29 protein-coding genes and 1 tRNA gene are annotated in these 24,142 nt (G+C 43.4%); 7 read left to right on the top strand and 23 right to left on the bottom strand.

Annotation, left to right across the window (positions count from 1 at the left end):
• Window positions 1-365: 365 nt before the first annotated feature.
• The 3 genes from K7I13_RS11955 to K7I13_RS11945 form a co-directional block, all read right to left on the bottom strand.
• On the bottom strand, window positions 366-860 hold the full coding sequence (locus tag K7I13_RS11955) for a hypothetical protein (RefSeq protein WP_255945976.1): 495 nt from the start codon (window positions 858-860) through the stop codon (window positions 366-368).
• A gap of 260 nt (window positions 861-1,120) precedes the next feature.
• Window positions 1,121-1,729, bottom strand: coding sequence for a P13 family porin (locus K7I13_RS11950; RefSeq protein WP_255945974.1), 609 nt, complete (start codon window positions 1,727-1,729; stop codon window positions 1,121-1,123).
• A gap of 56 nt (window positions 1,730-1,785) precedes the next feature.
• A complete protein-coding gene (locus K7I13_RS11945; protein WP_255945972.1) occupies window positions 1,786-2,187 on the bottom strand; it encodes a hypothetical protein in 402 nt (133 codons plus the stop codon).
• A gap of 105 nt (window positions 2,188-2,292) precedes the next feature.
• Between K7I13_RS11945 and K7I13_RS11940 the strand changes: the two genes are divergently transcribed.
• The gene (locus K7I13_RS11940) at window positions 2,293-2,568 is read left to right on the top strand and encodes a helix-turn-helix domain-containing protein (protein WP_255945970.1); all 276 of its coding nucleotides are present in this window, start codon (window positions 2,293-2,295) and stop codon (window positions 2,566-2,568) included.
• A 34-nt stretch (window positions 2,569-2,602) separates the two neighbouring features.
• Here K7I13_RS11940 and K7I13_RS11935 read toward each other — a convergent pair whose 3' ends face one another.
• From K7I13_RS11935 to K7I13_RS11890, 10 genes are all read right to left on the bottom strand, one after another.
• Complete coding sequence (locus K7I13_RS11935; RefSeq protein ID WP_255945968.1) at window positions 2,603-3,505, bottom strand: hypothetical protein; 903 nt, start codon at window positions 3,503-3,505, stop codon at window positions 2,603-2,605.
• Complete coding sequence (locus K7I13_RS11930) at window positions 3,498-4,028, bottom strand: hypothetical protein (protein WP_255945966.1); 531 nt, start codon at window positions 4,026-4,028, stop codon at window positions 3,498-3,500. The genes K7I13_RS11935 and K7I13_RS11930 overlap by 8 nt, the downstream gene beginning before the upstream one ends.
• On the bottom strand, window positions 4,021-4,185 hold the full coding sequence (locus K7I13_RS11925; RefSeq protein WP_255945964.1) for a hypothetical protein: 165 nt from the start codon (window positions 4,183-4,185) through the stop codon (window positions 4,021-4,023). The genes K7I13_RS11930 and K7I13_RS11925 overlap by 8 nt, the downstream gene beginning before the upstream one ends.
• Window positions 4,182-4,391 (bottom strand): helix-turn-helix transcriptional regulator, encoded by a 210-nt coding sequence (locus K7I13_RS11920; protein WP_255945962.1) that lies wholly within the window; start codon window positions 4,389-4,391, stop codon window positions 4,182-4,184. Before K7I13_RS11920 ends, K7I13_RS11925 begins: the two co-directional genes overlap by 4 nt.
• 178 nt (window positions 4,392-4,569) lie before the next feature.
• The gene (locus K7I13_RS11915; protein WP_255945960.1) at window positions 4,570-5,082 is read right to left on the bottom strand and encodes a hypothetical protein; all 513 of its coding nucleotides are present in this window, start codon (window positions 5,080-5,082) and stop codon (window positions 4,570-4,572) included.
• A gap of 1 nt (window position 5,083) precedes the next feature.
• Complete coding sequence (locus K7I13_RS11910; protein ID WP_255945958.1) at window positions 5,084-5,590, bottom strand: hypothetical protein; 507 nt, start codon at window positions 5,588-5,590, stop codon at window positions 5,084-5,086.
• Window positions 5,591-5,686: 96 nt separating this feature from the next.
• Window positions 5,687-7,057 (bottom strand): tyrosine-type recombinase/integrase, encoded by a 1,371-nt coding sequence (locus K7I13_RS11905; RefSeq protein WP_255945956.1) that lies wholly within the window; start codon window positions 7,055-7,057, stop codon window positions 5,687-5,689.
• Between the two features lie 140 nt (window positions 7,058-7,197).
• A tRNA-Thr gene (locus tag K7I13_RS11900) sits at window positions 7,198-7,270 on the bottom strand.
• A 58-nt stretch (window positions 7,271-7,328) separates the two neighbouring features.
• Window positions 7,329-7,973 carry a Crp/Fnr family transcriptional regulator gene (locus K7I13_RS11895; RefSeq protein ID WP_255945954.1) on the bottom strand — a complete coding sequence of 215 codons (645 nt, stop codon included), beginning with the start codon at window positions 7,971-7,973 and terminating at the stop codon, window positions 7,329-7,331.
• A 2-nt stretch (window positions 7,974-7,975) separates the two neighbouring features.
• Window positions 7,976-8,935 (bottom strand): cyclic nucleotide-binding domain-containing protein, encoded by a 960-nt coding sequence (locus tag K7I13_RS11890; protein ID WP_255945952.1) that lies wholly within the window; start codon window positions 8,933-8,935, stop codon window positions 7,976-7,978.
• Between the two features lie 82 nt (window positions 8,936-9,017).
• Between K7I13_RS11890 and K7I13_RS11885 the strand changes: the two genes are divergently transcribed.
• Window positions 9,018-9,896 (top strand): PHP domain-containing protein, encoded by an 879-nt coding sequence (locus K7I13_RS11885; protein ID WP_255945950.1) that lies wholly within the window; start codon window positions 9,018-9,020, stop codon window positions 9,894-9,896.
• Between the two features lie 45 nt (window positions 9,897-9,941).
• Here the strand turns inward: K7I13_RS11885 and K7I13_RS11880 are convergent, their stop codons facing one another.
• From K7I13_RS11880 to K7I13_RS11860, 5 genes are all read right to left on the bottom strand, one after another.
• Complete coding sequence (locus tag K7I13_RS11880) at window positions 9,942-11,498, bottom strand: YifB family Mg chelatase-like AAA ATPase (protein WP_255945948.1); 1,557 nt, start codon at window positions 11,496-11,498, stop codon at window positions 9,942-9,944.
• A 172-nt stretch (window positions 11,499-11,670) separates the two neighbouring features.
• Window positions 11,671-12,021, bottom strand: a complete 351-nt coding sequence (locus K7I13_RS11875) for a hypothetical protein (protein ID WP_255945946.1) — start codon at window positions 12,019-12,021, stop codon at window positions 11,671-11,673.
• 292 nt (window positions 12,022-12,313) lie between these two features.
• On the bottom strand, window positions 12,314-14,197 hold the full coding sequence (locus tag K7I13_RS11870) for an alpha-amylase family glycosyl hydrolase (RefSeq protein ID WP_255945944.1): 1,884 nt from the start codon (window positions 14,195-14,197) through the stop codon (window positions 12,314-12,316).
• 141 nt (window positions 14,198-14,338) lie between these two features.
• Complete coding sequence (locus tag K7I13_RS11865) at window positions 14,339-14,548, bottom strand: hypothetical protein (protein WP_255945942.1); 210 nt, start codon at window positions 14,546-14,548, stop codon at window positions 14,339-14,341.
• Between the two features lie 444 nt (window positions 14,549-14,992).
• Complete coding sequence (locus tag K7I13_RS11860) at window positions 14,993-16,063, bottom strand: nucleotidyltransferase domain-containing protein (RefSeq protein WP_255945940.1); 1,071 nt, start codon at window positions 16,061-16,063, stop codon at window positions 14,993-14,995.
• Between the two features lie 237 nt (window positions 16,064-16,300).
• Here K7I13_RS11860 and K7I13_RS11855 point away from each other — a divergent pair, with 237 nt between their 5' ends.
• The 3 genes from K7I13_RS11855 (at window position 16,301) to K7I13_RS11845 (ending at window position 17,975) form a co-directional block, all read left to right on the top strand.
• Window positions 16,301-16,846 (top strand): GNAT family N-acetyltransferase, encoded by a 546-nt coding sequence (locus K7I13_RS11855; protein ID WP_255945938.1) that lies wholly within the window; start codon window positions 16,301-16,303, stop codon window positions 16,844-16,846.
• Window positions 16,847-16,994: 148 nt separating this feature from the next.
• Window positions 16,995-17,351 carry a cytochrome b5 domain-containing protein gene (locus tag K7I13_RS11850; RefSeq protein ID WP_255945928.1) on the top strand — a complete coding sequence of 119 codons (357 nt, stop codon included), beginning with the start codon at window positions 16,995-16,997 and terminating at the stop codon, window positions 17,349-17,351.
• A 21-nt stretch (window positions 17,352-17,372) separates the two neighbouring features.
• Complete coding sequence (locus K7I13_RS11845) at window positions 17,373-17,975, top strand: nitroreductase family protein (RefSeq protein ID WP_255945927.1); 603 nt, start codon at window positions 17,373-17,375, stop codon at window positions 17,973-17,975.
• 434 nt (window positions 17,976-18,409) lie between these two features.
• Here the strand turns inward: K7I13_RS11845 and K7I13_RS11840 are convergent, their stop codons facing one another.
• Window positions 18,410-19,030, bottom strand: coding sequence for a flavodoxin family protein (locus K7I13_RS11840; RefSeq protein ID WP_255945926.1), 621 nt, complete (start codon window positions 19,028-19,030; stop codon window positions 18,410-18,412).
• A 368-nt stretch (window positions 19,031-19,398) separates the two neighbouring features.
• Window positions 19,399-19,923 carry a nitroreductase family protein gene (locus K7I13_RS11835; protein ID WP_255945925.1) on the bottom strand — a complete coding sequence of 175 codons (525 nt, stop codon included), beginning with the start codon at window positions 19,921-19,923 and terminating at the stop codon, window positions 19,399-19,401.
• Between the two features lie 314 nt (window positions 19,924-20,237).
• Here K7I13_RS11835 and K7I13_RS11830 point away from each other — a divergent pair, with 314 nt between their 5' ends.
• Both K7I13_RS11830 and K7I13_RS11825 read left to right on the top strand, forming a co-directional pair.
• A complete protein-coding gene (locus K7I13_RS11830; RefSeq protein WP_255945916.1) occupies window positions 20,238-20,837 on the top strand; it encodes a sugar O-acetyltransferase in 600 nt (199 codons plus the stop codon).
• Window positions 20,827-21,840 (top strand): carbohydrate kinase family protein, encoded by a 1,014-nt coding sequence (locus tag K7I13_RS11825; protein WP_255945914.1) that lies wholly within the window; start codon window positions 20,827-20,829, stop codon window positions 21,838-21,840. The genes K7I13_RS11830 and K7I13_RS11825 overlap by 11 nt, the downstream gene beginning before the upstream one ends.
• A gap of 81 nt (window positions 21,841-21,921) precedes the next feature.
• Here K7I13_RS11825 and K7I13_RS11820 read toward each other — a convergent pair whose 3' ends face one another.
• The 3 genes from K7I13_RS11820 to purN all read right to left on the bottom strand — a co-directional run bounded on the left by K7I13_RS11820 (window position 21,922) and on the right by purN (window position 24,141).
• A complete protein-coding gene (locus K7I13_RS11820) occupies window positions 21,922-22,248 on the bottom strand; it encodes an alpha/beta hydrolase (RefSeq protein ID WP_255945912.1) in 327 nt (108 codons plus the stop codon).
• Between the two features lie 451 nt (window positions 22,249-22,699).
• Window positions 22,700-23,536 (bottom strand): DUF368 domain-containing protein, encoded by an 837-nt coding sequence (locus K7I13_RS11815; RefSeq protein WP_255945910.1) that lies wholly within the window; start codon window positions 23,534-23,536, stop codon window positions 22,700-22,702.
• Complete coding sequence (gene purN / locus K7I13_RS11810; protein ID WP_255945908.1) at window positions 23,533-24,141, bottom strand: phosphoribosylglycinamide formyltransferase; 609 nt, start codon at window positions 24,139-24,141, stop codon at window positions 23,533-23,535. Before purN ends, K7I13_RS11815 begins: the two co-directional genes overlap by 4 nt.
• Window position 24,142: the final 1 nt, after the last annotated feature.

Below are 24,142 nucleotides of genomic sequence, written 5' to 3'. Positions count from 1 at the left end.
CCTCTCTCCAGGCCGCCTCCTCGGGCTGACGCGCCCATCCATGGGCGCTTTTCCTCACATCCGTTCGGCGCCCGCTCCGTTTCGATTCCCCTTCAGCACGAAAAAAAAGAACCATCTCTAAAGAGATGGTTCCTGTTGAGCAGCCAAGAAAGGGAATCGAACCCTTGACCTGCACATTACGAGTGTAATAAATACAGGAAGATTTAGCCGTATTATGTGTTATATGAGCATATTATATTCATATAATGTAGTGCTGTAAAGTAGATTATGAAATATTCAAAAACATTAAAAGTTACCGTAGCATATCAGGGTTTCTCACAATTTAATGTCACAATTGAACGAACTAATTCTTGCTTTTGTGGTTATTATTTATATGCACCACAACCTTTACACGTTGGCGCTGTATTTGGATTTCTTTCATCACATTTTTTACATAGCCAATAATCACCATAATTCACAATGTTTGGGTTTGAATTTACAGATGCAGTATTGCTAGAATTTGATCCTGAGGAACTTCCTTTATTACCTTTTAAATCTATCAAAGAAGACCTGTCATTGCTCGGGTTCGGGTGTATGCGCCTCCCGGTAACGGATAAATCAGGACAGGTTAACGATTCAAGAATATCTCCGTTATTGAGAAGAATAAAAGGAACTACTAGAGCTACATTAATCAAAAAATGCCCTATTATTCCAATAATAATTGAACCGATGATTACACCAATTCCTGTGCCTCGTGTATCCCGAGAAGTAGCCAATACAATACCCCAAATAAGTAGGCCGACTGCACCGATCCAATTTAAGACAAGAAGAATATTTCTATAAGTCTCCATTCTTTGTCTTATTTCTTTGTTATTTCCCATATACTATCCCCTTTACGTTTAAAGTCCGTTTGACTATTATTTTTTAAGATTTTCAGATAATTCAAAATCATTCATAGATATAGACGGCCTCCAGTTTATTGATTGTCAATCTAAATTGCAGAAATACGCTTTCTATATATTATAATGACATAAGATATACTTTATTTTACTATACAGATAGCTCACCTAAAGGATGTCAATACCCCTATACAAAAAAATGCTAAAAACTCATGTAAATGAGACTCTATTTGACATTATTTTTAGTATTTAAATTGCAAAGAAAAACATACTTCGGAGGCACCTGTTTCAAAATTCATACGGGGAGAAATGTTATACGCCATTGAATATCCAGAATATCCCAAAGAATCTTTTAACTTATTATTATAGGATTTTGCAAATCTGAAAGGTCTTATACATTCAAAGATTCTGATTCCAACTAAAGTTACCAACCCTACGGATGCAAGTATCACCCCTTTTGTAGTCATCGAAGCATTAGACCAACCAACTGATCCAACTGAATAATAAGTATTCCTGTCAATATATCCAAAATAAAATGTTGTCGCTCCTGCAAGTTCCCCAATCAACCCAATAAGACCGCCTGTAATGTCTCCTTGAAAAAAGGAACCCAGCCCGGCACCTAGAAAAAAATTACCAACAAAATACCATCCTGTTGATTTCTTATAGGTATTATATAAAACATGCCGTTGGGAATCGGTAAGATTTACTGACTCTTCTTTAATAAGATCAAAATTCTTAAAAAGATTATCATCAAGCATGATTGATATATTCCATAAAGAACTATCTGCATCCTGGCCTATCACCGGAAGTAAGACTAATGAAAAAATGCAAAAAAAAATAAATCGTCTCATTGTTCTGTTACTCCTTAAATAAATTAGGAAACTACATATATAATTGACCCAAAGTTTTAATTCAAAGGGTCACCATAAATATGGACATTGCCGACTTTTCCGTCTGGGAGGTTGTCTATTCTTTCTTCTAAGTCATATAAGTAATCTTCTTCTCCGTACTCTCTTGCCGATAAATAAACAAGACAAAAACCATATATAGAATCTGATCTGAATTTAACATGTATTTCTGGAACAAAGGGTGCTTCCACATAAAAAGATTCACGCCAATAATAATCAACTGTTTCACGGGGGTTATAAACTATCTTCTCTATCTTATCTTTATCACGATATCTGATAGATTCAACTTCTCCTCCAGAGCAAAAGACACTATAACTTACGGAATATTCAGTTTTACCCAGCATTTCACAACCAGATAACATCAAAATAAATCCTAATACAACAAATAAATTTCTTTTCATTTGTCACTCCATTTTGATCTATTTAATGAAAAACGCCCCTCTATAGACAATATTATATCGCCATAGAACATTGAGTCAAGCTCTATAGACACTTATTCTTTTTCTATGGAAGAAAAAAAACAATTACTATTTGTGATAGACCGGATAAGGAAGCTCCGGGGCGAAAAGGGAATGTCACAAATGGAACTGTCAAACAGAGCAAACCTTTCACAAAGTTTCCTTGCCAGCATAGAAGCCGGAAAGAAGCAGCCTTCTGTATTAACTATCATAAAAATAGCAAACGCCCTTGAAGTAAGTCCAAAACTATTTTTCCAGGAATCAGAAACCAAGACAAAACAGCAGATAAAAGATGAAATTGCAAATTTACTCGAATTACTATAACAAAGAAGGGCCGGTATTATCCGGCCCTTTTTACTTAATGACAATTTATCACAGAATATCTGACCAGATTATCCAGTTCCGCCGTTAAATCATCAGGCAGGCTGTCCATTATTAAGCCCCGGATATAGAGCCGCGAACGGGTTGTGTCAGATTTGGAAAAAACACCGATATCCTGTAGTAAGGTAATAACACTGAAAACAGCATCAGTGCCGCTCTTTTCCAGAGCGTATCGTGATAGCTCTTTTTTCAAATCACTCACTTTCCCAATATCGTATAAATTAAACCCCGCATATATCCCTTTTGGAATCCTGAAATAAAAACCCTGCCAGAGCCGTATTAACCGGCAATAAATATCAGTTGAAACCAGGTCATAAGGCGTTAATGGCCTGTTAAATATTCTTTTCACGCCTCTGGCATATTTTAGTTCAAGGCGTATCATGTGAGACTTACCGAACACTGAAGGAATAGGCTGTTTCCTATGCAACATTTCAGAACGTTTATCATACGCCTTGAAAGTCCTTGATTTTGTCCGGTAATCAACGGTTTCGAGTTTATTCCGTCCTATGGCATGACGGCAAAAACGTGTAACATATCCAAAAGTTGTTAGATAATCATTTACGGGATGTGTAACCGGAAATGTATTACCAATTTCAAACTGTACAAGGGTAGACTTGTGTAAGTCAAATCCGGTATCATGCTCTAAAGTATCTATGGCTTCAGAGATGCCTGTCCGGCTCAATGGTACGGCGTTCTGACCACATAAATACTTAGGGAGGCTGCCGGTCAAGAAAATAGTATTGTCCGGCAGCTTTCTTATTTTCAGGTTTTTAATATTTCCCTGTATTATTTCACAGCTTCCTTTCGGGATTATATGCTCATTTTCAAGATTTACAGGGATTCTGCCATCAGGAATTACACAGCTAATCAAATCAATCATGGCGCCCCCCTGTAAAACCGGTATCATTTTTTGCATCCAAATGTACATTATTATCAGATAATGCAAGCCGGATGCCTTTTGTTTTATAGGTTTCGCTCAGAGTCCTATCCATAATTCCAAACCCTTTGTAAACCCATATATCAAGGATTCCATTTTCATATTTGGCTATTATTGCGTCCTGAAAATGTACGGGTTTTCCCTTATTGTCCCTTTTTGGCAGTCCGTTTTTTTCCGGCACAGGATTACAATTACCGTAATAGAATCCGTTCTCACCGGGGATAGGATGCAGATCAGTAATATGGTTACTCTGTCTGCCCGGCATTTTATTCCCGCTCAAGGCAAGATCAGCCTTTATCCCTTTTTTTGCAACATATATAAACCCTTCAGGGTTATTGCTGTTTTTCTGGATAAGTTCTTCAGGGGGATTTTCACCTTCCATACATACCAAGCGGTGTATTTGCCGTGTACCTGCCCTATGCTCATATTTCAGGTGAACATCTGCAAAAATGATATCATTAGTCATGCAAATTCACCTCTCTTGTATTTTCAGTAGCCGAATAGGTAATAGCCGTTATCCGTCCACAATGGATAGTAAGAATGACCGATACGGTTCCGTACTTAATTTCAGAAGTTTTTTCAGATAATCTTTTGGTTATCTGGGCGCTTAATACTGGTTTCATTTATTGCCCCCGTTATTTAAAGGTTTATTACCTTCAATTTGAGAATCAATAAATGCCTGTAAATCTGTTTTACGGAAACGGACACAGCGTCCGAACCGGATTTTCGGTACAGACAATCTGTCAAAGGTGGTTAAACAGACTTGCAAGTAACCTGCCGCCTGTTTTCGTGTGAGAAGGTTATCTCCACTTAATTTTTCTTGGATCATAATCTTTCCTCCCTACTTCCAAAAAATTGTTACAAACCGTTTATATAACGGAGTGCATAGTTGAAAGTGTATATCCTTCTTTTGGAGGAGTATTCATACATTTAGTAAATAAAGGTTGGAATTTTTGTTGAAATTTATTCTTGTCCAGATGTAATTATATATTTTTTTCAAACATCAGTTAATCTTCATAAAATAGGTCTATTTTTTTCATATTGTCACCACTAACTTTGCTATAGTCATTACGGAGAGTTGGATAATACAGCGCATTACCTTTACTTGTTACATTTTCAGAGATATGTCTCCATTTCGTATATTCACCTGTTTTAAAAAAATATGAAATACCCGTTTGGCTACATTGAAAATCTATTTTCTCATTTTCTATTTCTTCAATAAATCCTTTTTCGATTGCCTTTATCATGGCTTTATAACATTTTTCGTTCAGCAAATTTTTCCATGTAGGTAACCGTGCTAATAGTTTTTTTTCATTTTGTTGATTTTCAAGTTCCCCTATATTTTCTTCAAGAGAATTTTTAACCAAATTCGCATACTGAACAACTTTTTTTAATTCTTCTCCTTCATCAGAAACATACTTTGGTAAATACGGAGAACTATGAATTAAGATTTCATCAAGCAAGCCTTCAGTTTGCATTTTTTTAATTTCTTTAAAAACAAAATGATGAAGCTTATACATTTCATGAATTTCGTTCTGCTCTTTTTAATTCTTTCCAAATCCTCGACTTGCTCCTCTTCATTAAAAAATTATCGCGTTCAGTAAAAACGATTTTCTTCTCTCGCTCAAGAATGTTTGGAACATAATCCTCATTTACAATACGAGAATCTTGATATCTTTCTATGAAAAAGATTACAGAATCACAACAAATATGCCAATAATCCTCAATTTGCTTTATTCGATTGGAATTACTTTCTATTTCATTTAACAGCGAAGAAAGATCATTTCTCCCGACTATTAATTGTAGTGTACTGAGTCTGAATAAAGGCAAATCAAGTGAAAAGAAACCAGTAGTATTAATTAAGATAAATGTCGTAAGATGCATTTGTAGCATTGTTACATCTTTTAGAACTCTTTTCATTTTTGTTATTTTATCAGTAAGAGTTATTACCGGATTTTCTAAAAGCTCTTTACAATAATCTAAGGCGGAAATATTTCTTTTTGAAATTATTGATTCAAAATAAATCATTTTTAAACACCTCCGATAGTGTTTTTCCGAAAAAAAATAAAGGGTTGCTGTCAGGCGTTCGGAAATCGCTTTTCAGCCGGGGTAATTAGTCCCGGCCTATACAGCCCCTGTTTTTATATTTAAATATGGTTTTGAAGAATAGTCAAGAATTTCCGGGTGACAGAATTTCCGGTTCGTATTAATAGGGAGGCACAATATCCCGAATGCTTCAATCTGGGCCTGCTGTAACTGGTTTTTGTCTCCCGGCAGTCTGTGATCTGAATAATGTTCCAGCATGGGAACAGTCTTGTGTCCGGTCTGTCCTCTTAAAACTTTTTCGTTCACTTTTTCTCTCATGTAGGTAGTAAAATAATGCCGCCAGCTATGAAAATCTATCTGCTTTGCTTCCGTTTCACTCATGCCTATTGCCTGTAATGCCTGCCGCAGGGCCTTCAGCCACATTGTCGCCTCAATAGGCTTATGTGCCTTTTTCGGTGAAAAAAAGATATACCCGTCAATTCCTTCATTCCACGGATTAAGTTCTGCAAGCTGCACAAGTCCTTGCATTATACTGGGGAAAGGCAGTTCAACTATCCTATGTTCCTTGTTTTTTGTTACTTTTAATCCATCCGCCAGGTTCCATGAATGCTGAACATTCAGACAGTCAGCCCGCATATCCCTGATCCTCAAGCCCTGTATTTCTCCGGCCCGTAAACCGGTAACCATTGCCAGCATATTGGCCAGTTTTGCCCGTTCATCATGCCACTGCATAGAAAAAACAGCTCTGGCAATTTCCGGCGTCAGAATATTCCGTTCCTGACTCATTCCGGCAAACCATGTTAAGCCGTTGGTTATATCATGTTCAATCAGTTCTTTTTCATAAGCCCATTTCAGAGCTATGGTTCCGGCCCTGATAATCCCGTTTTTACCGGAAGCCGATAAGTCAGATTCTTCAAAACCTGCCATAAATTCATTAATAGAGGTTTTTGTTAGGCTTCCAAGCAAATATCCCCTGAAATGAGGCACCCAGTAATTTTTTACAGCTCCATACTGCCTTGCAACATACCGCCGGTGAATAGAATGGTTTTTTCTCAGCTTTTCCTTGACGTATGGTGATTTATCAAATGTCCAGAAATCAAGCATAAACTGTTCCAGTTCAATATCCTGCTTTGAACCGGTAATAACTGCTGATTTTATAAGACCTTTCTTTTTAAGAATTTTAATCAAACTTTCAGCATCGTCAGAAGAAAAATCTGTATTTTTGACAGATTCAAAAACAGTCATTTTTTCAATATTAATCGTCTTATCTTTTTGGGGGATTCCATTCACATACCAGTCATAGGCTGTTTTTACCGCCTCTGATTTTACTTTCTGCCTTGTACTGATTTTTGTTGAATAGCGTCCGGTTTTTTCATTCTTAAAAGCTACATAATAATAAGACCGGTCTGAAGGCTTTGTAATGGAAAAAGGAAGAGATGATGTTTTCATGTTCTAATCCTGTATTATTGTGAATTAAACCTGGAAATATCACAGTTTTATGTCACAATTTTATCTAACACATAAAATTAGAACGCCCGCTGTCGGGTAGTTTTTAGTATAAATCGTTACAACGTAGTGATTTATATTTCAGCCAAGAAAGGGAATCGAACCCTTGACCTGCACATTACGAGTGTGCTGCTCTGCCGTCTGAGCTATCTTGGCAGTATTTACTGTATCGCAATAGTATCAGAAAGAAGGGACGGGGTCAATTATACACCGGTTACATATTTTTATTGCGGCGCGTATTAACAAAACGCTGCATGTCGGTAATATTTTTTACGATAATCCTGTTTTCGTAAACAATGATTCTTCCCATATCGACAAAGCGGTTTATTTCATCCTGCACATTTTCCAGAGGCAAACCTGCCCAGCGGGCGACTTCATCCATTGTTGTGCTAAACGTACGCATTTCAGTTGAGCGGTCAATATTCGGCTGGGTTTCATCAAGCATGAGAAAAACATCGCCGACTCTTGCCTGTTTGTCGGGGATAGTAAGAATCATTAACCGTCTTTTTTGCGCAAAAATACGTTTCACAAAGGTTTTTAACAGCTTCATCGCAATGGCGGGATTGCCCATCATCAGCACTTCAAAATTGGCTTTATTGAATTCAAGGGCTTTCACATCATCATAAGCTATCGCGGTCGCGGAACGCGGAGAATTTTCAAGGATCGCCATTTCGCCGAATATTTCCGAAGGCTGAAGAATATCCAGATTTTTTTCAAATCCGTTCACAATCTTGACGAGCTGGACCCGTCCGCTTTGTATGAGATAAAAACTGTCACCCGGTTCATATTCAGAAAAAATGACGGAACCTTTCGGAAAAATTTTCGCAAAACGTGAAAAGGCCGCAAAAACGTCACTCATAATTAACCTCCGACAGATTCCAGCAGGCTCTGTATTTCCTGAGCAAGCTGGGGAGTTGCCAGCGCGCGCGCCTTTGTGTAAAAGGCCTTTGCTTTGTCATTCTGATCCAGTTCCTGATAGCACTTACCCATATACATAAGAGCCTCCGACAGGAGAATCGACTTGGGGTAATTACTGACAAACTGTGTTAACAGCTGGATACAGCGCGCATATTCCCTCAATTCAAACAAACATTTTCCCGCGCCCACATAGGCTTTTGCAGTCTGCGGGGTATCTCCCAGTTCAATGATTGAATGATACTGTTTATAGGCTTCGTCCCATTTACCCTGGCCGATAAGCCCCTGGGCAAGCGTCATACTCAGATTCGGATCAACTGAAGATGGACCGGTATCCGACGGGGAAAAGGAGGGTTTCTGGGCCTGCTGTGACGGCTGCGGTGTGATACTCATCTGGGCCATCTGCTTCATATCCTGAACATGCTTGCCGCCGGGATACAGCCGGAGATATCTGACCGCAACCTGTGAAGCTGCCTGATACTGGCGTGATTTATAAAAGCAGGACGCTACCGAAAACATTCCGTCATCACAATCAGTCTGTTCCTCGCTGTGCAGAATGGATTCAATCTGGTGGTGAATTTGCCTGAGCTGGGTTGAAAATACCTTGAGCATTTTCATTATAATTCTGGTATTTGTCATGGCGAACGCCTCAAATTCGGCGGTGGAAAAGGCCAGACAGATTGAGTCCGCAATAACCAGCACACTTTCCTCTCTGGGAAAGTGGCCGAGCGCCGATTTTACGCCGAAAAATTCACCCTCTTTAATATAATCGGTAATCTGTTTACCGGTTTCAACATCGGTCGAATTCAGGGCTATGTGTCCCTTTTGCAAAAGGAATACACGGTCATCTATATCGCCCGCAAAGTAAATGACAGAATTAGATTTATATTGAATCGCTTTCGGCATGACTACCTCTCAATTCCCGCATTCCATATAGTATACCATATAAACTGGCATTTAGTCTATTTTTTGCTATCATCCTTATTATATGATTGATTTACACACACATTCAAGCGCTTCGGACGGATCCTATTCACCCGGTGACCTGGTCCGTTATGCACTTGAACAGGGAATCAGCGTTCTGGCCCTGACTGATCATGACACTATTGCCGGTAACGAGGAAGCAAAAAAGGCCGCCGAAGGGACCGGGCTGACCTTTGTACCGGGAGTTGAACTCAATATAAACTGGAAGCCGGGAGAGTGCCATCTGCTTGGTCTGGGCCTGCAAACCATTTCACCTGATTTCATGGAAATACTCGACCGTCTGAATAATGAACGGAAAGCCAGAAATACCGAAATTGTAAAGCGGATGCAGGAAGCCGGAATAGATGTTGATCTTGAACGGGTTGAGGAAATCGCGGGGGGAGGAACAGTCGGAAGGCCACATTTTGCCGAGTTTCTTGTAAAAGCAAAAGTGGTTAAAACCCGTCAGGCGGCATTTGACCGTTTTCTGGCCAAGGACAGACCTTTTTACTTCAGCAGAAAGAGCATTTCACTAGAAGAAGGTATTTCAGCAATCACCGGAGCGGGCGGAATACCTGTTCTGGCCCATCCTCTTTCTCTGTATGTTTCCTGGAGCCGGCTCGAAGGAATTATTGCCGATTTCAGGGATAAGGGACTCGCCGGAATAGAGGCCTGGCATCCGGCCGCCAGAGTGGCCGAATGTGAACGGCTCGAAAAACTGGCGAAATCGCTCGGAATGTGTGTTACTGCAGGCAGTGATTTTCATGGAATGGCCCGGCCGGACAGAAAAATCGGAAAAACTGCCGGAGGCAGGACTATTTCCGATACATATTTTACGGACCAGCTGTTTCCCCTGCTTGAGGCACAGAAGCAGAAAACGCTTACAGAAAATCAGGAGCCATAGGTCCCCATTGCCTGAGCGAAAAGGCTTCATTTAAATGCATCTCGGTTATTTTTCTGATTTTTCCATATCGGCAATGGTTCTGGCTACTTTAAGAATGCCATGACTGCCCCTCCCGGAATAACATTCCTTTTTTATCCTTTCAGTAAAATACAGCTGTACGTCCGGCTGAAGCCGGCAAAAACGGCCTATTTCATGGGGAGAAAACGCAGCGTTCAGCCAGCCGTTACCGTTTTCAGTATTTTTGTCCGCCCGGTTCCGTTCCCACTGAAGCCGGCGGGCGCGTTCAATTCCTTCCCTCAATGTATCCGTTGATACTGACGGAAATCCCGCAAGACTGTCAGCCTGCGGAACGGGAACCTGTATTCTGAGATCAACCCGGTCGAGAAGCGGGGCCGTCAGCCTTTTCCAGTACCGCTGTATTATATCAGGCGAGCAAATGCAGACCCTCCCCGGAGCGGCAAAGTTGCCGCAGGGGCAGGGATTAATGGCCATAATGAGCTGAAAAGCCGCCGGATATAAACAGGATTTACCTGCCCTGCTTACCGTTACAAAACCTGTTTCAACAGGAGTCCGGAGCGCCTGAAGGACCGAGGCCTTGAACTGGACAGCCTCATCGAGAAAAAGGACGCCGCCGTGGGCAAGCGAAATTTCTCCGGGGCCGCACCCCTTTCCTCCTCCGACCATTCCTTCCAGACTGGCGCCGGGATGGGGCTGGCGAAACGGAGGAATCTTAATCAGCATATTACCGGGCAGGCAGTCCTGGTCTGCGTCGGAAAAAAGTGTTTCCTGCCTCAGAGTGCCGGCAATACTGTGGATTCTGGTAACAGCGAGAGCTGTCTTATAGTCCATCTCAGGAAGAAGCAGGGGAAAATGCTGTATAGCGAGTGTTTTTCCGCTGCCGGGAGGCCCATAAGCAAGCAGATGGTGCCCCCCTGCCGCCGCAATCTGGAGGGCCCGCACAAGCTGCGCCTGTCCTCTGATTTCCTCAAATCCGGAAAAATGAGGTCCGGCATCTGTCCATTTGACGCAAAAATCTTTTTCTCTTTTTCCGGGAGAATTTTCGTACACGTTCTGCCGGAGATTGTCCGGGCCGGAAAACCCATTCATGGCAGCGACAGCTTCTCCCAGCGTTTTAACGCCCGCGATCCGGACGCCCCCGCATATAAAAGCCTCAGCCGCGTTATCGGCCGGAACAATATACCGGGATATGCCGCGGCGCGCCCCCAGCGTAACCGCAGCAAGAACGCCTTTCACCGGCCGGACTTTTCCGGAAAGTTCAAGTTCGCCAAGGACCATAATTGCACTCCTGTCAGCGGGAAGCGCCGGACCTTCCGCCGCGCTCAGAACGGACAGGGCTATGGGAAGATCAAAGGAACTTCCTTCTTTTTTAAGGTCTGCCGGACTTAGATTGATTAAAACCCGTTCCCTGGGAAAAGCAAGCCCGGAATTTATAATTGCCGCGCGCATGCGTTCCCGGGCCTCTTTGACCGCTCCGTCCGGAAGCCCGACGATATCTATCGCGGGAATGCCCCGCCGCAGATCGGTTTCAACTTTTACAATTTCACCCTCATAACCGAATAAAGCAAAACTGGTTATTTCCATGGGAATTCTTATATAGCGGGTTCAGGAAATCTGCCAAATATTCCGGCCAATTCCAGGACAGGATGCGACAACAAAGCCAGGCTTTTGAAAAGCCCGGCGCTATTGAGAGACAATTAATATAGTTATAGGAAAAAGAATAAGAAAGACGCTTTTTCGCAGTTACGGAGGCGGATTATTCGTAATAAAACGCAGGTCCGTCTTCCCAGACTACAATAATCAGGGAAACCTCTGTCAGATCGATTTCTTCCAGATAATATTCATCGTAGTCTTCATCAATACACAAGATATCCCAGTACCTTGAAGTATGCTGATCACCGAAGGTTATGAGCATATCTTCCTCATCGAAGAGTATGTCGTCTTCAAGAATATCGTCGCCCCAGTCATCAGATTCAACAGGAGAGACATATACTTCATAAATATCGACTCCCGTACCATTAATCAGCGTGAAATCAAGATCAAGGGCAAAAACAGAGCCAAAACACAGAAACATAACGGCAACAATAACAGTCATTTTTTTCTTCATATTACACCACTCCTCCATAGTTATACTCATGTAAGTTGCGTTTCTGATATAAAGAATTGACTGATTTTTTATATCAGAAACACGTATAATCGGAAATAGTCAAATAATGCGGGATTATTTGACTATATAACTGTACATCATAATTCAGGAAAAAGACAGTTTTTTATTCATGGCGGGGCGTTAAAACCTGTTTGTCCCGCTTCCGCTGTTTTACACACAGGTTTGTGTAAAAACCGTTCCGCTTTACACATTACATTGTGTAAAAACTCTGTTTCACATTCCCGGACGTATATTATTCAAGCGGATTGGATGAATACCACGCCGAATTATAGTACCACCATTCACCGGAAGAAACGGACAAATCAGCCGTCTGGTTTCCCTTTCCGGAGCCGCCGTTATTGAAAATTATATTGGTGGAAAGGGCATTCGGAATAGTATACCCGTACCAGTTGTTTCCTTCTGGCGCCATAGGATCGCCGGGCCAGGGACTTGAGGCTTTAGCGCCGGCAGTCCCCCAGGTATAGGTCCGGAGGTCTGTCCAGTTTTCCGGAGCGTAAAAATGAACGGTAATCCCCATGGGCGGAGGAGTATTCCCGCCGCCGGCCGAACCGGGACCCAGCCGGATAATGACTGTATCCATCGCGGCAACGGTACAGGATGTATCGGTTTTGCGGGACCCGGCCGTGCTGAAAACAAAATCCGCGTTTTTCAGATCATAATTAAAGGGCTGGGGGGTGTCCGTGAGATTATGGGCCACGAGCCAGGTCTCACCTTCATACGCTCTTTTAAAAACATACAGACTGTTATTAAAATAAACGTCAGAAAAATTTCCCCGTGACAGAATATGGTTTTCGGATTTCAGTTTTGTCCAGAATGAATAATGCTGGAGCATTGAATCCCTGTCCGCGAGCTGGGCGGCATGGTCTTTCAGAGCGGTATTATACGCGTCCCATTGTACGTTAAAATATTTGGTCTGATACTTTTGTTTTCCCCTTCCCCATTTATAGGGCTGGAACTCATATATTTTTTCACCGCTCATGCCCAGCTCATCTCCGCTGTAAATCCATGTTATTCCGGGCAGGGTAAAAACGATATTTGCCGCCAGCTTTGCCTTTTTTTCATCATTTCCGAGAAGCGATAGTATTCTGGGCAGATCATGATTGGAAAGAAAAACGGAATCCACATAATCAGGGTTAACGGTTTTGAATTTCGCATCGCCATAAGAATAAAAACTGTTCAGGGGCGAAGAAGTGTTTCTGTTTACCGCCTCAATAATTTTTGTCCGCATAATAAAATTGAAATTGGAATCCATGCCTTCATAATAGGGGGCTATATAATCGGGATTATCATCCCATAATTCGCACAGCAGAAAAAAGCCGGGGCTGATCTGTTTTATTTCGCGGTAAAAGCGTTTGAAAAACTCCAGATTCTGCACAGCCGGATTTTCGCCTTCATCAGGATCGGTAAAAACATGCTTGGCGGCGTCTATACGGAAACCGTCTACGCCAAGGGAAATCCAGTATTTTGCAATATCCATCATAAGCTGAAACGTTTCTTCATTATCATAATTCAGATCAGGTACGTTCAGTCCGAAGTAGGCGTAATAATATTCGGAAAAGGTATTGTTGGAATCAACCGGACCAAACTGATTGGGTTGCCAGTACCGGCCCTGCGCATCGGAACCGGCAAAGCGGTACAGTTTTCTGTAAGGGGAATTTTTATTTGAGGCTGCCTCGGTAAACCATTTGTTCAAGTCTGAAGTATGGTTTATTACAAGATCCAGAATGACATATATGCCTCTCTCATGAGCCGCTTTAATAAGCTCATGATAAATTTTCAGATTCCCGAAATTACTGTTGATGGAAAAAAAGTCATCAATTGCGTAGAGCGAGCTGCTGCTCTTCTGGACCGGATTCAGCCACAGGCACGAAATATGCAGGGTATCTTTCAGAAAATCAAGATTATCTATTATTCCCTGAATATCGCCGCTTGAAGCTCCGTCGTTCGAGGAATCCCCATCGGCAAAAATAGGCACAAATATCTGGTATCCGATTGAGGCATTTTCCATCAATCCGGGCAGGCCCTCAGCCTGAATATCCGCGTTGGGAACAGGTACGGCAACATTCAGCGCCGGATTGACTGCCCGGCAGGAAACAAAAAAAGAAACAGCGCACATAATCCGAAAACAGTTTTTACTTTCATTGCCTTATCCTTGGTTATACTCTTTAATGTAAGTTTCTGGTGTAAAGAATTAACTAATTACACCGGAAACACTTTCAACCGGAAATAGTCAAGTAATTTAAATTATTTGACTATATTACTGATCCTGCCCGACGGCAGGATTTATATTCTTCTTTTCCAGTTTCTCTATTTTTTCATGCAGGGCCTGTATAGTCTGCTGAAGGGTATCATGTTTCTGGTGGAGCTTTTTTACGCTTGTATGAACCGCGGCCCCGGTCCCCGCGGCAATTGACGCTCCGAGCGCGCTCAGAACATTTGTATAATTGCCCATAATCAGCTGGGTCATATTGCTCGGCGCATAACTGTGCAAAAAGGGAACAAGAGCGCAGATAAGGGCAAAAATAAAAAGGTATCCGAAAAGGAAAACATAAATAAAAATGGAAATCCGGCTTGAGAGAATCGCAGGGATTTTTCCAGAATAACGTCGATTTTTTTCATTATATACTCCTTTAATGTAAGTTTCTGACGTAAAAAAAAACTATTTTTTTTTACGTCAGAAACACTTCCATAATAAAAGGGACTTCCAAAAACTGAAGTTTTGGAAGTCTTCCTTAGATTTAACGTGAAGCCGGAATTTTAATTTTTGCAGTTCAATGAATTAAAATTCCGGCTTCGAGGAATCTCAAAAAACCGACCGGGTCTTTTGAGATTTCCTGAAATCGGTATTTGCGGAAAATACCAGAAGGGTTTCCGCATACAAAAGACTGTATAACTAAATGTCCTTTTTTATCTATGTTTCAGTCTCTTTCGTTTTCATGAATTCGTTTACGAAATCATCAATAGTTTGAAAAGAATTAATCTGAATATTATTTTTACGCAAAAAATCCACCAGTATTTTTTCGTGGATTCTGCACGCCGCTTCGGCGGCGGAAAAATCTCCGCCCATAACTATCTGAAGCAAATCGGGAAAAGTACCCTTATCAAAATATCTGCCGAAAAAAGCTTCCGTTTCGCCGTCTATCATCGCGGCCGCGAAAAAAGCTTTTTCATAGATTTTTTCCTCGCAGGCACACAGCAGTTTGTTATATGTCGACTTGAATTCTTCATAAAAGCCCGCGAGCCAGGAAATATCGGGAGCTGATTCCATGCCCGAATATTCTTTTTCCCATATCCTTTCAGTATCCGCTATCATTGTACGGAGTATTTCAATTGCCTCGTTTTCGTCCCGGGCCCTGCTGAAGCGGGAATATTTTTCAAAAAAATCAGCGGGTTTTTCAGGAAACAGAGGCAGTTCGTCTTCGATCTTTTTTATCCCCTTTCTGGGATAAGTCCCATTCATGATGGCCAGGGCAAACAGCAGATTTTCGGCAATATGCATTCCGAGCAAGGCGGCCCCGGTATCACGTTCCTGTAAATCAAAATGAATGATCTTCGATTTTTCAATACTTTCTTTTGCCCGGGTCCGAACAAGCTCCCTGTTTTTCAGATTTTGCCTTGTCTTTTCCTTTATTCCCTCAACCCGTTTTATATCGCTGTCATCGGCGGCAAAAAGGATTTTTCCGTCCATTAATATGGATATGGTCTGTTCCTCGAGGGCAGCTATCCGTTCCAGCCTTTCCCATGAAACGGGCCATAAATCATAGCCGACGCCGTCAATAATAAACTGGAATCCGAGTTCATACCCTTTTTCGGTTTTAGGCACAAAGAAAAAATCTATATCAGACTGTTTTTCATATCCCCCGGTAACATAGGAACCGTAGCAGATAAACAGGGCTATATCTTCAGGGTAGAATTTTTCGATCTTCTCGGTAATAGTCTGCAGAATAACCGAGGTTTGAATAAAGTCATTATCTATACGCATCGCAGTTTCTCCTTTATTTGCATATACCCGCACTTTAAATTATAATTCATATTTCCAATAAAAGAAACTTTTATTCGTGGCGGGGGTTCAATCAGCCTGCGGCTGGTTCTGTAAGGTATGTAACGGCAGCGTCCGCGACCTGCGAATACCTCGCCGGTTTTGCGGCGTTTTTTATAAAAAACCTATACAAACTAAAGTTTGTATAGGTTCCATGGTATTAAACCCGAGACCAGATCTATGGGAGAACGAAATAGTCCGCTGCTCTGCGGCGGCCTGTTTTATTTTGAAAAGGAGACAGGGATGATACGGCCGGTACAAATACAGGATGCCCGGGAATTGTGCGAAATATATAATTATTATATTGAAAACTCACCGGTTACTTTTGAGGAAGTTCCGGTTTCCGAGGAAGAAATGAAAATGCGGATAAAAAGTATTACGGAAAAATATCCCTGGCTTGTATGGGAACAGCGGGAAGGGATTACAGGATACGCCTATCTCAACTTATGGAAAGAACGGTCGGCGTACCGTTTTTCAGCGGAAGATACGGTTTATCTGAAGACGGACTGCGAGGGCAAAGGTATCGGCAGCGCGCTGCTTTCCGGATTGATAAATCAAACCGCCCAAACCGGTATTCACGCTATTGTTGCGGGCATTACGCTTCCGAACGAAAAAAGCGTGGGACTTCATGAAAAAATGGGCTTCAGAAAAATTGCCCATTTCAGTGAAATAGGAAAAAAATTTGGAGAGTGGCTCGATGTCGGCTATTGGGAGTTGATACTCTGACTTTCCGCCGGGAAAAGGAAACGGCAGGCGGGCAGGAACGGCAATATTGTCTCACGGGCAGACAGGGTAGTATATTGTAAAAGGTGATAAAAAGAATTTGCGGACTGCGTTTCTTTTTATCAAAAAAACCATCTCAAAAGGAGAAATTATGAAAACATCTTTTCGCGTTTTAGTGCTTTTACTGGCATTCACGGCTGTAGCCTTCGCAGGCTGCAAGGAAGAAAAAAAGACCGATCCGCAGGCAGCGCCGGCGCAGCTGTCACAATCGCCCGGGCTGGAACTGACTGTGGAACAGCTTTCCCAATATAACGGGCAGGACGGCAGACCCGCCTATGTTGCGGTAGACGGAATTATCTATGATGTCACGGCAGTGCCAAAGTGGGCGGGCGGAAAACATATGGGCAATACGGCAGGGCAGGACCTGACGGAGGTTATAAAAACAAAATCACCTCACGGAACTTCCGTTCTTTCAAAGCTTCCTGTTGTCGGCAAGCTTATCCAATAGCATTTTACAAGGATGGTAATTATGAAAAAAAGCGTAACATGTATTACGGCTACGCTTCTCGTCCTTTTCGTTTTTTCCGGCTGCAGCAAAGAGACAGCCGGATCAAAGTCCTCACCGGCTGATGATTTCGGGATCAATAATGACGCCATAACAAACATGCTGTTCAATTATGCCGCGAGGTCTTTTGTTCAGGGGGAAATAAGCGAAAATGATCTTTCATTGATTCTTGACTGCGGTGTACAGGCTCCCAGCGCGCGGAACGGACAGCCCTGGCACTTCACTGTACTGCGGGACAATGCTATCGCGAACAGGATAATTCCGGATATTCCGGACGGGAATATTCTGATTATTGTTTCGGGAAAAGGAAACTCCTCTTCGGTTTTCTTTGACTGCGCACTCGCAACGGAGAACATGTATCTCGCTGCCCAGGCCCTGGGTTTGGGATCACGGATATATACCGGTCCGATCAGCGCAATAAACGCAAATTTCAAAGACACCCTTGAAATACCCGCGGGGTTCGATGCTATTTCACTTGTGAGAATCGGGCATATCGAATCTAATCAGGACGGGATGAGTACCGCGTCTCCCCGACTTGAAGCGGAATCAATTATTAATTATAAATAAAATACTCCGCCGCAGGGCAGACCTTCGGTCTGGGGTATTCGCAGGTCGCGGAAGCGGCCGTTAAATCAGTACCTTACAGAACCAGCCGCAGGCTGATTAAACCCTCGCCCCGAATAAATCCATTCCTTATATTCTGTCCGGAAAACATCCGCTTTCCGGACAGAATTTCTCCCGGCGCAGCCGCATGGAGGAAAATCCTGACAACAAGTGTATAGCACCTATACACTGTGATGTTCAAACAGACCGGAATTACCGGTCATACACATAAAAACCGGTTTTTATACACCTTCCGTTTTCCAATTTATATTACGGATAAAAATTGTCCGGCTTCTTCCGGCCGGAGACAATCATGCCGGCCGCGACGACGCAAAACTGAACATACAGAAAACGGAAGTTTTCCGGGATGAAAATATTCGGAACGCCGGATACAGCACTTATCTGATAAAGTTGGTTCGCGCGGGAGGCTCCGGTTCCGGAGGACGAACACCCGCCGCTTTTCCTGCTTCAATTGATTTGAGAAGCCAGGCCATGTTGTTTCCCAGAGTCCGCATTATCTGCAATCCTTCAAGATCCTGCTTTACTTCTTCAGGACTGTTGCCGTGAACCATGTTCCAATATTGTGAAGAAACCACCGGCATATTGCTGATGGTAAAATACTTATTGATCTGATCAAAGGCCGCTGTTGCGCCGCCCCTGCGGCAGCTTACTATTCCGGCAGCCGGCTTGAGGACCAGCAGATGCCGGCCCGCATAAAACAGCCGGTCCATAAAAGAAGTCAGCGCGCCTGATAAGGCCGCAAAATGGACAGGGGATCCGAAGATAAAGCCGTCGAATTCGGGAAGGCGTTCCATTATGGCATTTACATCATCTTCCATAATGCAGCGTCCTGTTTTATTACAGGAACCGCAGCCAAGACAGCCTCTTACCGGCTTTGCCCCAATATGTATGATTTCCGTTTCAATATCCTGACGGTTCAGGGCGTCTGCTATTTCCGACAAAGCAGTGAAGGTACAGCCCTTCTCTCTCGGGCTGCCGTTTATCATCAGCACTTTCATATATTACCCCCTGGCCCGCTCTATTATGGCCCTCATTTTTCCCCGAAAAATCAGGGTTATTTATAGTATACAGCGAATTGCCGGAAAGGGCAATTTTAGGGATGCCCGGAAAGTACAGTAAAACGGGAACCCCAGGCGCAGCCCGTATTTCCTTTCCGGAATATTTGAACATTTTCAGAAGAGCAGCCTGAAACTGATTGTATCAAAAGGCGGATGTCACTTTATATACATCAGACAACAAGATAAAGTGTATAGTTGCTATACACTTTATTTTAGAGAATTGCATCAAAACGGGAATCCCCGGATGACGGTGCAGACAGTCCGGCCGGACTGCGTGGAACCTCATACGCACCTTGTTTTTTGCAGGCTTATATGCGGTTAAGTGAAATGGTTATCTTCAGTTCTTTTTCCGACATGTCCGGGCTTTCGGGAAAGCCCAGCACAAGTCCCGAAACCGGCTTGAAGCCTTCAGGAATTGCCAGCGCTTTCATCAGTGATATATCCGAACTGACCGCGGGGCCCGCGCCCCAGATATATACGCTTCCGAGGCCCTGATCGGTCGCCGCTATCAGCATATTATCGATCAGGCATGACGCGTTCGCGTATTCAATACCGGCGACAGGCATGCTTTCCCGGGACGAAATAATAATTAAGACAGGAGCGCCGTACAGGGGACTTCCGCCCCTGTTCATTATCTTTTTGACAGCTTCGGAAATACGGCCCAGCATTTCCGTGTTCTGTATAACTGTCAGATGGAGGGAATCATACATGCCCATGCCGACCGGCGCGGCGCAGCCCGCGGCAAGTATTGTATTGAGGACCTCTTCCGGGACCGGGTCCGGCTTGTATGAGCGGACTGATTTTCTTCTTGCAATAGCTTTCAGGGTTTCCATTATCATTTCTCCTTTGGCAATATCACTTTTATTTTAAAATACTGATACCGGACCGCGAAGTAAAGCCGAATATTTGCCGCGCAGCAATCCTTCAGTCACTAAAACTTTACATAATAAACGTATTACAAATTTGTTTTCGATGAGACGCGGGTTGCCTGAATGCGTTTGTCTCCGCTGTTTTTACTGAAAAACCCTTTTACACCGGAAACTTAAATTAAGGGACTATGTAAATCTGCATTATTCAAAATTTACCGGTTGCGGTTTTATCAGGGATATCGGTATAATCGGTATATGTTATTTTCAGGAAGGACTATATGACGGAAAAGGAAAAGATGCTTGCGGGGCTGGTCTATAAATCGTTTGATGAGGAACTTTCCGGAGAACGGATCAAGGCAAAAAAACTGGTTCATGAACTGAATAAACTTGAGCCCGACGAATATGAAAAACGCAGGGAACTGTTTTTACTGCTTTTGGGAAAAACAGACGGAGATTTCTGGATAGAAACTCCCTTCCGCTGTGATTACGGATATAATATTTCAATCGGAAAAAACTTTTACGCGAACTTCAACTGTACTATTCTCGACTGTGCGCCCATTGTTATCGGTGATAATGTCATGTTCGCTCCGAATGTCGGATTGTTCGCCGCAGGCCATCCGGTTCACCATGAACCGAGAAACGCCGGAATTGAATACGGTAAACCGATAACCATCGGGAACAACGTGTGGCTGTGTGCAGGCGTTATTGTAAATCCGGGAGTTGAAATCGGAGCGGACACTGTTATCGCGTCAGGCAGTGTTGTTACAAAAAATATCCCCGGAGGAGTAGTCGCGGGAGGAAATCCGTGCCGGGTTCTGCGTTCCATTACCGGAGAAGATAAGAATTATTTTTTCCGCAGGGAACCTATTGAAACCTGAATATTATGGCGGAGAAAAATCTGATGAAAAAAAACCTGCTCTTACCGCGCTGGGTGAACTGCTTATTGACTTTACCCCTGTTCAGACAGGCTATGCAAATCCCTGCTTCGAGCAGAACCCGGGAGGTGCTCCGGCGAATGTTCTCGCGGCGTTTTCAAAACTGGGAGGGCAGTCCTCCTTCATCGGCGCAGTAGGAAAGGATAGTTTCGGGAATTTTCTCGAACAAACGCTTGTTTCGCTCGGTGTAGATATATCAGGTCTCGTGAAAGTATCCGGAGCGGATACGACCCTGGCCTTCGTCCATCTCAGTAAGTCCGGTGACAGATCATTCAGTTTTTACCGGCGTCCCGGAGCAGACACCTGTCTGACCAGGGAAGATATTTCTGCCGGACTTCTTGTAAATTGTGACATCTTCCATTTCGGTTCATTGTCTCTTACCGGTGAGCCGGCCCGTTCGGCGACCCTGTTTGCAGCCGAGGAAGCAAAAAAGCTGAATAAAATTATTTCTTTTGATCCGAACTGGAGGGAACCCCTGTGGCCGGACAGAGAATCAGCAATCAGTCAAATGAAGGCCGGCGTAAAACTGGCTGATGTGATTAAGGTTTCGAATGAAGAAGCTCTGATGATTACCGGTGAGGATAGCATTGAAACTGCCGCGGAATATCTTCTGGCTGAAGGTCCTGCGCTTGTTATCGTAACCATGGGACCGGAAGGATGCTTTTTCTGCCATAAAAACGGGCGGGGCCATGTTCCTGCTTTTGAGGTCACTGTCGCCGATACCACGGGAGCGGGCGACGCTTTCTGGGGGGCGTTTCTGTTTAAACTGGGAGAAAAGTACTCAGCGGATACACTTTCGCAAATATCTGCGGGAGAATTGAAAAAGATATGCGGCTTTGGAAACGCCGCGGGAGCGCTGGCCGCAAGCCGGCGCGGCGCGATTCCCTCCCTCGGAACCTCTGAAGAAATTCTCGCGCTGTACAGCACAGGAAGTTTTTATGAATGAACATATTTTCGGAATATGAAACCGGCTGAAAGCCCATCGTGAAAATGATGATGAAAAACACAGGACACAGACCGCAGATATTTATCTGATAACCTGCCTGATCCACTTTTCGAGATAATGTATCTGCTCGGGAGTATGGAAATAATGCTCTCCCTTGTCCATAACAGTTACATCACAATTATATTTTCCGGAGAATGAATCAAGAATACTTCTTTCCGTCAAATTATCATTTTCTCCGTACAATATGAAAGTTTTACTGTCCCATTTTTTTAGCGGATGATTTCTGACATACTGATAATAATCCCAGGACAGCGTTTCGCCAAAATCAGTTTCAATATTTCCTTTTTCCCTCAGTTGTTCGCTGGAAACATTTGCCCATTTCATCATATTCCGGATTAAGCGTTCCATATCAAGAATCGGGGAAAGAAAAAGACACTCAGTGAATCTGATATCCTGGTACGCAATCAGACTGAAATAGGCGCCAAGACTGCATGCATAAAGCGAAAAACTTTTATATGTATTCCTGAAATACGAATATATAATTTCCAGATCATGTACTCCGTTCTGAAGGTTGTATTGACAGGGTTCATTCTTACGCTCGCCGTGTTCGGGCAGATCAAAACTTATTACCTGATACCCGTGTTGTACCGCAATACGCGCAAAATTTTCAGCCTCTTCCTTTTTGAGTACCTTCCGTGGACCGATATATATAATTTATCAGAACTGGCTCCATACAGAATCGCCGGTATGTTTTCTATTTGTATTTTCTCTTTTTTCACAAACAGTATCCCATATAAAAAAATAATTACGCGCGGAATACCGGGCCTTCTGTATGCGCTATATGTTACGCGGACAATTTTTATTTTATTTCTTTTTTTTCAAGAAAATAAGACAGAAAGAATCCCACTATAACAAGGATGATGCACAGCAGAATATTTGTACCCTGCGGAATGCCGGGAAAGGCCAGCACCAGCGACCCGATAGTAAAACCGAGAACAATAAAGGTCATCGTACCGGTAAAACGGCGGTACAGCCAATGTACCAGACGCGCGAAAAGAATAACGGTAATAAGTATTCCGGCAACTATCTGCAGTCCTATCAGAATATTCAGTTCTCCGACCGCTTCGAGGAGCGGAATATATAATCCGATCGCAATAAAAATAAAGGAAGCGCTGATTCCGGGAATGAGCGAACCGATCGCAATTATGCCTCCTGCTATAACCCATATGCCGGGAATGGAAAGCGCGCGGGAAACCGATTCAGCAGATTCGGCTGACTTTACAAACAGATCGGCATACCGGAACCGGATGAAGGCAAGGACAAGCATAATGCCCATGGCAATGGAAAAGGATATAATCTGGGCGGCGCCGATCCCGTCCTTTTTTGCTTCCCGGTACAGTCCAGGAAGTGTCCCCAGAATAAATCCTGAAAAAAGAAACACAAATACAGTCGCGTAGTCGGAAAAAAAACGTTCAAGGACAAAGGCAAGCAGAACAAAACCGGCAAGCCCGCCGAGGCACAGGGACCAGTGCGTACGCAGAAAGTTTTTTATCTCTCTGACAGGATGCGCAAGTACTCCGGTAATTTCTTCATACAGCCCGAAAACCACTGCCATCGCTGCCCCGGAAATTCCGGGTAAAATCCCCGCTGCGCCGATCAGAATGCCCTGCAGAAATTCGAACAGGAGCCGGTTCATTTGCGCAGCCTCTTCGCCAGCAGGCGGGTTCCTTCCACAATTGCGGAATGTTCTTCATGTGAAATCCGTTCCGCGAGAGTCTGCGCCGTATCACCGGGAAAAACGGGGACCTTCTTCTGCAAAAGAACAGGGCCTGTGTCGCAGCCGGCGTCAACAAGATGTACGGTACAGCCCGATTCCGTTTCGTCCGCGGCCAGAACGGCCTCGTGTACATGATGGCCCCACATCCCTTTTCCGCCGTACCTGGGGAGCAGCGCGGGATGCAGATTGATAATCCGGCCGGAATACTCGGAAATAATATCTCCATTTAGGATAGTGAGAAAACCGGCAAGCACCAGCGCGTCAATATCATATCGCCGCGCAAGTTCAAGAATACGGTCGGAAATAATTCTGCGGGTTTCGGACCGGGGGATTCCGGACGGAGATAAAACCAGTTCACAGGGAAGTTTATGTTTTTCAGCCCGCTCGATCGCATAAATATCTTTTCTGTCAGCAATAACCAAAGCGATTTCATATTTTTCTTCAGGAGGAAAATCACCGGCTTCATTATCGATCAGGGCCTGAAGGTTCGTTCCGCCGCCGGAAACAAGAACCGCTATACGCATA

Source organism: Brucepastera parasyntrophica, assembly GCF_022376835.1.
Classification (GTDB): Bacteria; Spirochaetota; Spirochaetia; order Treponematales; family Treponemataceae; genus Brucepastera; species Brucepastera parasyntrophica.
Note: the sequence above shows the minus strand (reverse complement) of the source record. Positions and strands in the feature narration are given on the sequence as shown.